Source organism: Burkholderia orbicola (genome assembly GCF_900100915.1).
In the GTDB taxonomy this organism is placed as follows: Bacteria; Pseudomonadota; Gammaproteobacteria; order Burkholderiales; family Burkholderiaceae; genus Burkholderia; species Burkholderia orbicola.
Genome location: NZ_FNKW01000003.1, coordinates 1,020,753 through 1,032,535, shown reverse-complemented (window position 1 = coordinate 1,032,535; position 11,783 = coordinate 1,020,753). Strand labels below are relative to the sequence as shown.

The 11,783-nt window shown below is 64.8% G+C and carries 11 protein-coding genes; 4 read left to right on the top strand and 7 right to left on the bottom strand.

The features are described 5' to 3' along the window. Positions 1 to 2: 2 nt before the first annotated feature. The 3 genes from BLS50_RS34545 to BLS50_RS34535 form a co-directional block, all read right to left on the bottom strand. Positions 3 to 1,076: a porin gene (locus BLS50_RS34545; protein ID WP_074808512.1), complete on the bottom strand. Its 1,074-nt coding sequence runs from the start codon at positions 1,074 to 1,076 to the stop codon at positions 3 to 5. A gap of 186 nt (positions 1,077 to 1,262) precedes the next feature. Next, positions 1,263 to 2,705, bottom strand: coding sequence for an MFS transporter (locus BLS50_RS34540; protein ID WP_074808509.1), 1,443 nt, complete (start codon positions 2,703 to 2,705; stop codon positions 1,263 to 1,265). A gap of 233 nt (positions 2,706 to 2,938) precedes the next feature. Further along, the gene (locus BLS50_RS34535; protein WP_011545759.1) at positions 2,939 to 3,862 is read right to left on the bottom strand and encodes a dihydrodipicolinate synthase family protein; all 924 of its coding nucleotides are present in this window, start codon (positions 3,860 to 3,862) and stop codon (positions 2,939 to 2,941) included. A gap of 182 nt (positions 3,863 to 4,044) precedes the next feature. Here BLS50_RS34535 and BLS50_RS34530 point away from each other — a divergent pair, with 182 nt between their 5' ends. Next, the gene (locus tag BLS50_RS34530) at positions 4,045 to 4,989 is read left to right on the top strand and encodes a LysR family transcriptional regulator (RefSeq protein WP_074808507.1); all 945 of its coding nucleotides are present in this window, start codon (positions 4,045 to 4,047) and stop codon (positions 4,987 to 4,989) included. Positions 4,990 to 5,124: 135 nt separating this feature from the next. Here the strand turns inward: BLS50_RS34530 and BLS50_RS34525 are convergent, their stop codons facing one another. From BLS50_RS34525 to BLS50_RS34515, 3 genes are all read right to left on the bottom strand, one after another. Further along, positions 5,125 to 5,928 (bottom strand): hypothetical protein, encoded by an 804-nt coding sequence (locus tag BLS50_RS34525; RefSeq protein ID WP_074808759.1) that lies wholly within the window; start codon positions 5,926 to 5,928, stop codon positions 5,125 to 5,127. Between the two features lie 137 nt (positions 5,929 to 6,065). Beyond that, the gene (locus BLS50_RS34520; protein ID WP_011545763.1) at positions 6,066 to 6,893 is read right to left on the bottom strand and encodes a hypothetical protein; all 828 of its coding nucleotides are present in this window, start codon (positions 6,891 to 6,893) and stop codon (positions 6,066 to 6,068) included. 119 nt (positions 6,894 to 7,012) lie between these two features. Further along, the gene (locus BLS50_RS34515; RefSeq protein WP_074808505.1) at positions 7,013 to 7,600 is read right to left on the bottom strand and encodes a tetratricopeptide repeat protein; all 588 of its coding nucleotides are present in this window, start codon (positions 7,598 to 7,600) and stop codon (positions 7,013 to 7,015) included. Between the two features lie 423 nt (positions 7,601 to 8,023). Between BLS50_RS34515 and BLS50_RS34510 the strand changes: the two genes are divergently transcribed. The 3 genes from BLS50_RS34510 (at position 8,024) to BLS50_RS34500 (ending at position 10,579) form a co-directional block, all read left to right on the top strand. Next, on the top strand, positions 8,024 to 8,626 hold the full coding sequence (locus BLS50_RS34510; protein ID WP_027811252.1) for a TetR/AcrR family transcriptional regulator: 603 nt from the start codon (positions 8,024 to 8,026) through the stop codon (positions 8,624 to 8,626). A gap of 61 nt (positions 8,627 to 8,687) precedes the next feature. Further along, complete coding sequence (locus BLS50_RS34505) at positions 8,688 to 9,203, top strand: hypothetical protein (protein WP_074808503.1); 516 nt, start codon at positions 8,688 to 8,690, stop codon at positions 9,201 to 9,203. 83 nt (positions 9,204 to 9,286) lie between these two features. Continuing rightward, positions 9,287 to 10,579, top strand: a complete 1,293-nt coding sequence (locus BLS50_RS34500; protein ID WP_074808500.1) for an NRAMP family divalent metal transporter — start codon at positions 9,287 to 9,289, stop codon at positions 10,577 to 10,579. 33 nt (positions 10,580 to 10,612) lie between these two features. Here the strand turns inward: BLS50_RS34500 and BLS50_RS34495 are convergent, their stop codons facing one another. Next, on the bottom strand, positions 10,613 to 11,617 hold the full coding sequence (locus BLS50_RS34495) for a chemotaxis protein CheB (RefSeq protein WP_074808495.1): 1,005 nt from the start codon (positions 11,615 to 11,617) through the stop codon (positions 10,613 to 10,615). Positions 11,618 to 11,783 lie beyond the last annotated feature (166 nt).

The window sequence follows — 11,783 nt, the reverse complement described above, 5'->3', positions numbered from 1 at the left end:
AATCAGAACGTGTGGCGAATGCCCACCGCAAACGAGTTGCCGATGGGGTGTGCGCTCAGCTTGTCGTAAGCGTAAATTGCGTAGATGTCCGTCCGTTTCGACAGCAGGTGGTTGTAGCCGACAGACGCGGTGTTCCGCAGGCCGCTCGCCGCTCGGGTAGCGCCGGACCGCTTCGTGCGCGCCCACTCTGCAAGCAGGAAGTCGGCGGGCGACAACGGGATCGACAAACCCGCCTCATAGGTGTGGCTGCCGGTCGGCGTACTCGCGTCGCTCGTCATCGCCCACGCGCCGTAGAGCGTGACGAGCTTGAAGTCGTATGCCGCGCCGGCCAGATAGGCGTACTGCGCGCCGACCGGCCCTGCCGCGGTATACCGCACGCGCTGGCCGGACAGCACGGCCGTGAGGCCATGCCCTTGATAGTTCAGGTGAACGCCGAGATTACCGACGCCCGGCGAACCCGCCACGCCGCCAAGACCATAGATGACGGTGGCGGCGAACCCCTTGAAGTCGGGCGTCGTGTACTTGACGGTGTTGTTCCACACCGTATCGCCGATGATCGTCCCGCCATAGTTGGTCACGAACGTTTGCAGGACGAGCGGAGAGAAGACGGTCGAGGATCCGAACGGGTTGACGAGGGATTCGGCCGTATAGGCCGGGTTTCTTTGTCGCCCGAAGGTCACCTGCCCGAAGTCGCCTTGAAAGCCCACGTACGCATTGCGCGACCAGAACGGGTCCGCCGCACTGCGCCCCAGCGCGCCGTTTGCGGGTTGAAAGAAACTCTCGAGGACAAAAATGGCGCCGACGCCGCCGCCAAGGTCTTCCTTGCCGCGGATTCCCCAGAACGACGTGGTCAGCCCGCCGCTCCCCATCTGTACCGCGGACTGCGGCGTGTCGCTGCGTTTGATACTGCCGACGTAGGTGCCGATGAGGCCATAAAGCTGGACCTGGGAGCCGCTATCCGCGTATGCCCCGACGGAATTCAATACCAGACCGGCGCTGAATATCGCCGTCACGCCGAGCGTACCGACACCGCGTCGAGCGGCAACGCGCACCACGACCTGTCGTGTCTTTTTCATTTCGATTGTCTCCATTCATATTTTTGTGAGCAGCCTTTTCCGTGACCATCCATCTGTAGTACTTATTGAATAGCGGGAACGGCGGCCCCTGTTTCGAGCACGTCGCCGAAGTCGCGGGCGTGACGAGCGAGGAAACGCCTTCCCGCGAGGCTTCTCAGGGGAAGGCGCCGTCAGGCATGCGAGTGACTACGGTGAAATTTCTTCGAGCGAACGATTGGTCGTCTCCACCATTCGCGCGGCGACGAAGAAGCCCACCGCACTGACCGCGGCAAACATGACGAATACCGCGGCGATGCCTTTCCCGGTCAATACGACGCCGACGATCGCCGGCGCGGCAGCAGACGCCGCGCGCAGCCACGAAGTCGCAAGACCGGTACCGATGGCGCGCATCCGGGTGGGGTAGATCTCCGGGGTGTACAGGTACAGAAGGACCGTGGTCGTTGCCATCACCGCGTACGCCGACGATCCGAGCAACATCACGGACCAGGCGCTGCCTGCGCCATGAATGCCGAGTACGGCGAGCAGGGCTGCACTGATGATGAAGCAGGCCATTGCCCACCGGCGGCGCCCGACCCGATCGATCAGCAGCGCACAGGCAAGCACCCCGCACGTACTCAGGACGTTCGAGATGGATGCCATCTGAAGCGACGTCTGCAGCGGCAGATGGTAGACCGTCCTGTAGAGGCTCGGCAGCCAGTTGTTGATGCCGTTGGCCACGAAATACGCGCTCGCCCAAAGCAGCCACACGACGACGGTGCGGCCTCGATAGAACGGCGAGAAGAGTTCCTTCCACGTTCCCTTCCGCTTCGACTGTCGTCCGGTCAGAAGGCCCGCCACGCGCGCGTCCACCTCGGCCCTTTGGGTCTGCGTGTCGAGGTTGCGTTTCGTCGTGCTGGCTTCCAGCCGCTCGATGATGCGTTCGGCCTTATCGAAACGCCCGCGTGAAACGAGCCAGCGCGGCGATTCCGGAAGACGCGCGATCAGGATCGCGACGACCATGCCGGGAATCCCGCCGATCAGGAACATAGTTTCCCAGCCGAAGCGCGGGACGACGAACGCACCGAGCTGCGCGGCCGCGAGCAGCCCCAACGGGAAAATGAGCTCGTACAGGATGAAAAAACGCCCGCGGCCGTGCGCCTGAGACAGCTCGTTGATGTACGTAGCGGCCACGGGCACTTCTCCGCCCACGCCGATGCCTTGCAGGAAGCGCATCAGAAACAGCATGTGAAAGCTGCCGGTGAACGCGCATACGACGCTCATCGCCGACATGACGCCCACCGCGACGGTAGCGCTGGGCACTCGCCCCAGGCGCTCGGCCAGCCAGCCGAACACCAACGCGCCGACGACCTGGCCCAGATAGCCGGCAGCGATCAGCACCCCGATCTGACCGGGAGAAAGATGCCACAGCCCCACCAGTACGGGCAGCACGAAAGCCAGCGAAAGCGCGTCGAATGCATCGAAGAGGGTCGCGCTGCCCATGACGATCCGTGCGTGGGTGTGCCACTTGCAGAACGGCACGTTCTCGATGCGGAACAGCAGGTTCGCCGCCCGCAGTTGCTCGCTCGTGGGACGCGTTTCGCTCGCGGATCGACCAAGGTCGACGCCGCAGACGGTCGAAGGGGTGTTCATGCTGTCTCCTGAAAAGCTGCATTTTATGGACCTTCGGCTTGCTTCTTGTTTTGCAGCACCGGTCGCGTTTTTTTATCGTTTGCCGCGACGTCGGCGCGTTTTTTATCGTTTGCCGAGCCTGTCGGCAGCGGCGCGCGCAACGAGGTTTCGCGCCGCCCCGACTGCTCGATGCCGACGGCACAGCGGGCGGCGCTGCGCCGTCGGCATCCGGCTATGGACGTACCGCGCGGGAGTCAGTCGACGAGGCCGGCCGAACGAAGCGCGTCCGCGATTTCAACGTCCGCGCCTTGCGCGAGCGGCAGCAACGGCGAGCGCACGGTGGCATGCTCGAGGATGCCGCGGGCCACCAGGCCATGCTTGAGCGCGACGGTGCCTTCCATGTGCGACCCGCGGTGATACACGTTGCGCGTCACCGGCAGCAGGCGATCGTGAATCGCGCGGGCGGCCGGGTAGTCTTTCGCCTTGCCTGCCTTGATCAGTTCGATGAGCGGCTCGGGAGCCAGACCGCCGTAGCCGACGAGCGCGCCGTCGACGTCGAACATCGTGTGAAGCAGATACTCGTCGTGGCACGTCAGGATTTGCAGTTCCGGACGCTCGCGTCGGATGATCGGAATCTCGACGTCCCAGCGACGCATGTTGCGTACGCCGTTTTTCATCGCGAAGACGCCCGGTTGCGCGGCGATTTCCAGCTGTGTTTCGAGGTTGTAGGTCGCCTTGGTGGCGTCCGGGTACTGGAACAGGATGAGCGGCAGGCCGCTGCCCTCGTGGATCGCGCGGTAGCGATCCTGCGGCGCGCCTTTCTGATAGCCGAAGCGCAGCCAGCCGTGCGACGGATACACCAGACCGGCCGACGCGCCGGCCTCCACCGCGCGCTTCGCCTCTTCCACCGCCACTTCCGTGCCTTCGAGCGTGATACCGGCGATGACCGGAATCTTGCCGTCGACGGACTTCACGAAGCTTTCGATGACTTGGGCCTGTTCTTTCTGCGAGAGGAACGTGCCTTCGCCTGCGTGTCCGAGCACCGTCAGACCTTTGACGCCTTCGATGCCGCCGAGCCATGCGCCCAGCCGTTGAATGGCGGCATGGTCCACCGCGCCCTCGCGGGTGAAAGGGGTAACGGGTGCCGGGACCAAACCGCGCAGATCGATTGCCTTCATGACGTCTCCAAATGTGAGCTTTTCCGCTCCTCTTTGCCGGAGGAGAGCCCGCCGCCCGTTTCGCATCGCGCCGGAACAACGGTGCATGCGTTGCAGTGTAGGGACGCCCGACCCATGCGAGAACGGCCAGATTGCACATTTCAGCTATACTGATTTGACATATCTCGGGGGGAGGCTTCGCGATGGACTATGCGGCCTGGAAGCAATTCATCGACGCGGCGGAACTCGGGAGCCTGAGCAAGACGGCCATTGCTTACGGAACCAGCCAACCCCACATCAGCCGGCAGATCGTCGAGCTCGAGCAGTATTGCGGCGGCCGTCTGTTTCAACGGACAGGCCGCGGCGTGGTATTGACCGAGCTGGGCGCGCGTATCGCGCCGCGCGTGAGGACCTGGCTGGCCAGCACGGAGCAGTTGTCCAACGACATCCGCAGCACGGCGGGCGAACCGATCGGCGTGGTCAGGCTCGGAATCCTGCCCTCCACCGCTCATCCCCTCGTCAGCACCCTTTACCACCAGCTTCGAGAGCGTTACCCGCTGGTGCAGTTACAGGTGCGCGAGGGTCAAGGGGCGTTGCTGGAAACCTGGCTCGAGAACGGCAGCGTCGATCTCGCCATCCTGTTTCGAAATAGTCCGACGCCGAGAAACGGCGACGAATATCTGGTCGAGGCCGCGACTTACCTGGTGGGGGCGGAAGGCGACCCTTTGACCAGTCAGCCGACGATCGCGTTTTCCAGGCTCGATGGCATTCCGCTGGTCTCTTTCTGCCGCCCCAATAGCTGGCGCGAACGGCTCGAACAAATCGCGGGCGAACATCAGGTGTCGCTCAATTTCGCGGCGGAAGCGGATTCACTGAGCCTGCAGGGGCACATCGTCGCCGACGGCGGCATCCATGCGTTGCTGGGCCCTTACGCGATCGCCAATCTGGAACGGGAATGCCGGTTGCAGGCGTCGATGGTGGTCGATCCGTCCGTGCCGCGCTTCATCGCGCTCGCCATGTCGCCTCACGGCGAACTGACGCTGGCGTGCCGCACGGTCATGCAGCTCACGAAGGAGATCGCACGGTCGCGCAATCTCTCGTCGGATCTTCGGTTGGGCGTGTCCGCCGCGTTCCTGCGTTCCATCTGAAGGGCCGGGGTACGGTGTGTTCGCAGTCCTGATCGAGCGGGATATCGATGTCCGCCACCGCGTCGTGTTGTCGGACGAACGGCGCGCCGGGATGACGCAACTGCTCCATCCGCCGCGCGCATCTCGCGTCGCCCCCTAGTACGACTTGCCGCCCACCGTCGCTGCTTCCAGTTCGCGCGTGATGATCTGCGTGCCGCCGACGTTGGCGACCGACTTGACCAGGCCGACGCCCGGCGCGAGCCAGTCGTCAGCGCTCGTCTTGGTCGTCACCGCCTGGTTGGCGGTAGTCTCCGTGGTCTGATAGTGGCAGGCGTTCGCGAAGACCTTGCCGTTCCTGAGGCTGACCGTTTCGCGCGCGACGTAGGTCCGCTGGATCGAGACGGACGTTTGCGCGCCGCCTGACGGAACGACGGGCGTATCCACGTAGTTCACCGTCTCGCTTCCCGCGAGCCCGATCGTCTCGACATAGGGCGGCGAGTTCACGTCCCGCAACGCGAGCGTGCCGCCGCTGTAAACCTCGCTGCCGTAGTACGTGCGTACGCCGTTGCCGACGAGGTAGTAGTGATTGGTCTGGATCGGCGAGCCTGTCGTGGTTTCGGCCTGCTGCGTGAGCGCCACGCCGTCGAACGTCGCCGGCGCGTAAGTCCGCGTGTACACGCCGTTGTCGACCGACGGGCTCTGCGACGTCGCTTGCGTATACGTGTGCAACTGCACGGTATCGCCCTGCTGGTAAACCGGATCGCACTCGACGTTCGATGCGGTCGGCGAGCCCGGATTGCCACCGGATGTGCCCGTGGTCGGCGTTCCGCCACTTCCGCCACTGCCGCCGTTGTTGCTCGTGCCCGATCCGCCGGACGCCGCGGGCGAGGAATTGTCGTCACCGCCGCCGCAAGCGGTCAGCGCGAGGCAGGTCAATGCGATCAGTGCAACGGCTTTCATCGGGATCACCTTCTGGACGAAGAGGACGAACGCAGCCCGTACGCGCGAATCACGCCGCACGCACCGGCCATCACGAATCAAGAATCACGAATCAGAGATCAGGAATCGGCCGGCGGCATCCCGCCGGCCCGGCAACGTCAGTTCACCTGCAACTGGCCACCGCGGCCCAGCCCGCCCTTCACGTCCTGCGCCTTGTAGCTGCGCAGCGCGACGACCATCTTGTTGTACGCGTCGATGAACGCCACGACCGTCGCCTTGCCTTCCGGCGTCGACGAGAAGCCCGCCAGCGCGCCGCCCACCCCGCCGCCAAAGCCGCCCAGCGCCGCGCCGTAGTTCGTCGCCGTCGAGCTGCCTTCCGACGCCGCGATCTGCACCGCCGAGCGCACGTCGAACAGCGTCAACGTCACCACCGACGCCTTCGTCTGCAGATGGCCCGCCACCGCTGCCACCGCGCTATTGCCGATCAGCCCGCCGATCATGCTGCCGATCCCGCCGATCGGCGAATCGTTGATCACGATCTGCGGCTCCATGTAGTAGTCGGCCGCGACACGCTGGCCCTTCTGCTGCTTCGAGCCCGCCCGGTATTCACCCGAGTTGCGCTGCAGCTGCGTGATGCGCGACAGGCGCGCGTCACTCTTCTGGTTGCCGATCGACGTGATCACGAAGCAGTTCGACTGCTGCACCGCCAGCCGCAGCAGCGGATCGATGCTCGTCACCTTGGTGGCGCTGCCGAACTGGCCCCACCAGTCGGCGTTGCGGCCGTCGTCGACCGCGATCGTGCCGAGCGGCGACGTGCAGCGCTGCAGTTGCGAATCGGCGCCGGCGCTCGCGCCGCCTGCCGCCGCGCCCGTCACGCCGGCGTTCTGGCCGCCGGGCGTCACCACGCCGCCGCAGCCCGCGACGGACGCGCCAAGCGCTGCCACCAGCGCACCTTGAGTGAGACGTTGGGAAAGGTTGGTCTTCATGTCGTTGTCGATCGATTAGAGTCGTTGTTCGGCTTATGTGTCCGTGCGAACTTCGATAAGCCCCCGGCGTGGCGCGCGATGGTGGTCTCCCCGCGGCTGCCCCGTTGCCCGATGCCCGGTCAGTAGTACCAGTACGTCTGCTGCCAGACGCCGTAGTACGGATAGCCCGAGTACCAGTAGCCGTAATAGGTGTCACGCCATTGCGTGCGCCATTTCCAGTCTTCTTCGTCTTCTTTCTTCGCCTTGCGCGCGAGATCGAGCAGCTTTTTCGATTCCTTGTCGCCGCGAGCGGCCGCGATCGACAGCCACTTCTCCGCTTCGCGCGCGTCCGAGCCCATTTCCTCGAGGCCGAACAGGTAGAAACTGCCGAGCGCCTTCTGCGCGTTCAGGTCGCCGCGCTCGGCCGCTTCGCGCATCCACTTGAGCGCCCGGTAGCTGTCCTGGCGCACGCCGTCGCCGCGGAAATAGCGCAGGCCGAGGTCGTAGGCGGCCTTCGGCTGGGTTTTAGCGGTTTGCTTGAGCGCGGCGATGCGCGGATCGTCCCGGTCTTCCGCATCGTCCCTTTTTTGATAGGAGACCTGATCTTTAGGGCGATCGGAACACCCTGTGTCGTCGCAGATCCGTACCGTGCTGGCGGTGACCGACGGGTCTTGCGCGCACGCGGCCAACAGCAACAGCAGCCCCGGTGCGAGTAAACGGCGATACATGGGTATTTTCCTCACGTTTTATTGGCGCCGTATTGCTTCGCGCACTCGCCCGCGAGCATACCCCCGGCTGATGCGAGGCGCTGCGCGGCGAAGATCATCCGCGGGCCCGCATGCCAAGGCTCTCTCAGGTTCTGTTGTCGGCTTGAAACATTGTGCAGCGTTTGCTGCCGCAGACGACGGAAAATGGGGACACTAGCCACCGTTCCGTCTCTTCAATCCACGCAATATCGATCATTGCTCATTGAGTTCAAATGATACATATCGGTCTATCTAATAGTCAAGGTGACCTGAGAACCGGTTCGCCGAGCGCGGTTTACCGACGCGAAAGTACCATCAAACAGGCCCGGGAGGTCAATCTCAACGAGTCGCCTGATGCTAGAATAATCGGTCTATGCTGCTGAAATATCGAGGAGGAAGCCGTTCGTGCGAGCCAACAAACGCCAGCTGGTGGTAGACAAAGCGACCGAACTGTTCTCGAGGCACGGATTCCACCCGGTGGGCGTGGACTGGATCATCGACGATTCCGGTGTCGCCCGAATGACGCTGTACCGGCATTTTGCGAGCAAGGACGAGCTCATCCGCGAAGTGCTGGTCCAGCGCTACGACCTGATCGTCGGCAGCATCGACGCGCAGTTGCAGCACGTCGTCGATCCGGTCGAGCGCGTCAAGACCATCTTCGACTGGTATGAAGCGTGGTTCCGCACACCGGAATTTGCCGGCTGCCTGTTCGAACGTGCGCTGGCCGAATTCGGCACCGCTTACGCGCCGATCTCGGATGTCGCGATCCGCTATCGCCGCAAAATGGTCGAATGGATCGCAGAACTGATCGAAGCCCTCGTGCCGCCCGAAACCGCGAACCGGCTGGCGACCGTCTTCATGATGCTGCTGGACGGCGCCACGGTCGACGCGCGGGCGTTCAACGATTCCGCCGCTGCCGCGCGCGCATGGCAGGCCGCGCATGCCCTTCTCGAACAGGCGATGCACGCGACGGCCTCGCCCGCCGACGGTGCGGCCAACCCGACGTAACGCACGTCGCGCGCCGTCGTATTGCAGGCAAACCGAGGCCGAAGGACGCCGGGAGGACGACATGCAGGAGCGGATGCGCTTGATCGGTTTCGTGCTGGGTGCGGCAATCGCATGTGCCGGCTGCAAGTCGGTGAATGTCAGCCGATATGAAATCCAGCACCGCGACCGAAACGGCCTCACGATCATTGCGTACACCACGGAAGACCTCGCGTCGCTCGACAAGACGCCGTGGGCCGACCACGTCTACCTCCGCTACGCGGTCACGCCGGTCACCATCCTCGAGCGATTCGATGTGGGCGCAACCGATCTCGACGACTATCCGTTCTCTGCCCGCCGGATCGACATCCACGCCCACTGCCCGGTCCCCACGTCGGACTTCTGCTCCTCCTGGTTCATTCCGTTCCATGATCGCGTGGGGCTGCATGGCCTCGACTATGTGTCGGGACTCGATGCCAGCGAACCGGCGCGCCTGAAGTTGCACATCGGCGGCGCAAGCATGGCCGGAACCCGGCTGGTGTCGAAGGAACACGCGATCAACGTCGACGCGGGCGACGTAGCGAAACCGGGCGGGCCGTAATACCCGCGTGGCCCCGGGGCGCGCGACACCCGTCGAGCGGGCACGGCGATTGCGCATGCTGCACTCCCGGGAGGCCCGCCATCATGAACGACAACGATTTTCTCCAGCCCGAGCCGACGGAACCGGCGCCGAACGCGGTCACGTGGGTCCGGCGTCTCGGCCCCGGCCTGATCACCGGCGCCGCCGACGACGATCCTTCCGGCATCGGCACCTACTCGCAGGCGGGCGCCCAATTCGGCTTCGAACTGCTGTGGTCGCTGTTGCTCACGTACCCGCTGATGACGGCCATCCAGCTGGTCAGCGCGCGAATCGGCCGCGTGACGGGCAAGGGTCTCGCGTCCAACATGCGCAAGCACTACCCGCCATGGCTGCTGTACGGGACGGTCGTGCTGCTGATCACGGCCAACGTGATCAACATCGCGGCCGACCTGTCGGCCATGGGCGCGGCCGTCAATTTGTTGCTGCCCGGCCCGCAACAGCTCTACATCGTGTGCCTCGGCGGCGTGTCGGTCGCGCTGCAGGTGTTCGTCCCGTACGACCGCTATTCGCGATTGCTCAAATGGACGGCGCTGACGCTGCTCGCCTATGTCGCGGTCGCCCTCATCGTGCCGGTCAGCTGGGCCGAGGTCGGTCGCGCGATCGTGCAGCCCCACGCGCAGTTGAGCGCCGCGTATCTGACCACGCTCGTCGCCGTGCTCGGCACGACCATCAGCCCGTATCTGTTTTTCTGGCAGGCGTCCCAGGAAGTCGAAGAATTGCGCGCCGTGCCGGACGCGCGGCCGCTGCGGCGCATGCCGCGCCAGGCGCCCGCCCAGTTGCGCCGGATCAGCTTCGACACGTGGTTCGGCATGGGCGTCTCGAACGTGATCGCCTTCTTCATCGTGCTGACGGCGGCCGCCACGCTCAACGCGCATCACATCGACGTCAAGACGTCGGCGGATGCCGCGCGGGCGCTCGAGCCGCTTGCCGGTCATTTCGCGTACGTGCTGTTTGCGCTCGGCATCGTCGGCACCGGCCTGCTCGCGCTACCGGTGCTCGCAGGGTCGGCGGCCTATGCGGCGGCGGGCACATTCCGCTGGCGCAACAGTCTCGCGCTGCAGTGGGGCGTCGCGCCGGAATTCTATGCGGTGATCGTATTGGCGATCGTCGGCGGGATCGCGTTCACGTTCATGCATTTCGACCCGATCCGCGCGCTTTACTGGAGCGCCGTCATCAACGGCGTGAGCGCCGTTCCGATCATGGTCGTGATGATGCTGATGGCGAGAAGCAAGCGGGTCATGGGCGAGTTTGCCGTCAGAGGCGCGCTTGCATGGGGAGGATGGATCGCGACGCTCGCGATGGCGATCGCGGCGATGGGCGTGTTCGTGCCCGGATAGAAGCGGCGGCGTGAATGCCGCGGCTCGCCGCGCTTACTCGAGTTCGCCCGTGTTCATCGCGGTGCCGACTGCATTGCGCAGCACGTCCGCGAGCCGCTGGTTCTCGTCGATGCGGGCCTGTTCGATCGCGACGTCCTCGGCGTTGCCGGTCCGACGCGCCCATTCCTGGCGCTCGCGCGCAAAGATCATGCGCTCGTGAACCGCGCGGATCGCCGCCCATATCGCATCTTCCGCTTTCTGGGCTTCCGCGTCGTCGAGAGAAAGCGCGGAAAACGCATGCCCGGTATGACATCGGTATCGCAACGGACGATCGTCGAGCATGCGCCAGAGCACGCCGTTGCAACTGGGGCACGTGAGTGCGGAACGCGTGCCGATTTCGTCGAGAATCCTGGGATCGACGAGGCCACCCTCGGCAATCCGGCTCTCACGGTCCAGGTCGCGCAAGTCTGCCATCTTTCGCTGCTCCTTCACACGTGCGCCGTAGACCGCTGCATGAATGGCCTGCGGCAGTTCTCCGGCCCTTGCGACCGCATCGGCGCCCGCCGCAGCCAACGCACTACGCGGCATCGACGGCGCCTCGCATTCGTCGGGGTCCTGAACGATACCGTACCCGCCCCGGGCACGAATCGCCGCGAGGCCGGCCGCGCCGTCGTCGAGATCGCCGCTGAGCACCACGCCGATCGCACCGGCCCCATATTCGCGTGCGGCAGAGCGGAACAGCGGATCGGCGGCCGGCCGGGTGAAGTTCTCGGCGGCCGTATCGAGCAGCCAGAGATCGCCGCCGCGCACGATCATGTGCCGGTCGGACGGGGCCACGTAAATTCGGCCGGCCTGCGGCGGTTCTCCGTGTAGCGCCTCGCTTGCATCCAGCCTGCCCCATCGCGACAACAGCTCGGGCAGAATCGTCCGATGTCGACCAATGTGCTGCACGATGCAAATCGGCACCGGAAAATCCGCGGCGATACCTGCCACCAGCGTCCGGAGGACCGGGAGACCGCCTCGGGACGACGCAATTACCACGATATCTCGACGATCCATAGCCCCCCCTTTGCGGATAGAGCCGCAAATCGGGTTCCCGAACCGGAATTCCGTCACGCGCGGTGACAGATGAGGCAATGCGGGTCGGATGGCGGTTGATGCAACCCGCCGACGGAAGGCGCGGCGCGAACGACCCGCGACGCACGCGCGGGTCGTCACCGGTCGG

Bases quoted from the DNA above. Each gene is read 5' to 3' on its own strand.
- BLS50_RS34545 (WP_074808512.1), bottom strand. From the start codon at position 1,076: ATGAAAAAGACACGACAGGTCGTGGTGCGCGTTGCCGCTCGACGCGGT.
- BLS50_RS34540 (WP_074808509.1), bottom strand. From the start codon at position 2,705: ATGAACACCCCTTCGACCGTCTGCGGCGTCGACCTTGGTCGATCCGCG.
- BLS50_RS34535 (WP_011545759.1), bottom strand. From the start codon at position 3,862: ATGAAGGCAATCGATCTGCGCGGTTTGGTCCCGGCACCCGTTACCCCT.
- BLS50_RS34530 (WP_074808507.1), top strand. From the start codon at position 4,045: ATGGACTATGCGGCCTGGAAGCAATTCATCGACGCGGCGGAACTCGGG.
- BLS50_RS34525 (WP_074808759.1), bottom strand. From the start codon at position 5,928: ATGAAAGCCGTTGCACTGATCGCATTGACCTGCCTCGCGCTGACCGCT.
- BLS50_RS34520 (WP_011545763.1), bottom strand. From the start codon at position 6,893: ATGAAGACCAACCTTTCCCAACGTCTCACTCAAGGTGCGCTGGTGGCA.
- BLS50_RS34515 (WP_074808505.1), bottom strand. From the start codon at position 7,600: ATGTATCGCCGTTTACTCGCACCGGGGCTGCTGTTGCTGTTGGCCGCG.
- BLS50_RS34505 (WP_074808503.1), top strand. From the start codon at position 8,688: ATGCAGGAGCGGATGCGCTTGATCGGTTTCGTGCTGGGTGCGGCAATC.
- BLS50_RS34500 (WP_074808500.1), top strand. From the start codon at position 9,287: ATGAACGACAACGATTTTCTCCAGCCCGAGCCGACGGAACCGGCGCCG.
- BLS50_RS34495 (WP_074808495.1), bottom strand. From the start codon at position 11,617: ATGGATCGTCGAGATATCGTGGTAATTGCGTCGTCCCGAGGCGGTCTC.